This window comes from Peribacillus sp. SIMBA_075 (assembly GCF_046534585.1).
The window spans coordinates 1-268 of record NZ_JAWRYN010000718.1 but is presented as its reverse complement, the minus strand read 5'-3'; the positions used below and the strand labels follow the sequence as shown (position 1 = coordinate 268).

Genomic DNA, 268 nt, shown 5'->3' with positions numbered 1-268 from the left:
CGCTAAGTGGAAAGGACGATAAAGCGTATAGTGTGGACCTTTTCCAACTTTTAAGTAGCGAAGCTCTTCATCTACTGGCTCAAGCTCACTCTTGACGATGACAAATACGCCTGGTGCAAGTCCATTTACATATTCAACAACTCCGAAGTTATCCAGCACGCCGCCTTGCTGTTTTTGATTCAATTTATCTGCTACATTGTCTAAATTCGCTTCGACTCCGTGCATGCCCACTTTATCTGGCAAAAGACCTGTCGCATTACTCAATAAG

1 pseudogene is annotated in these 268 nt (G+C 43.7%); it reads right to left on the bottom strand.

Going from position 1 to position 268, the window contains the following annotated elements:
* Nucleotides 1–268 (bottom strand): annotated as a pseudogene (locus tag SB775_RS30085) (NAD(P)H-dependent oxidoreductase); the annotation flags it as partial.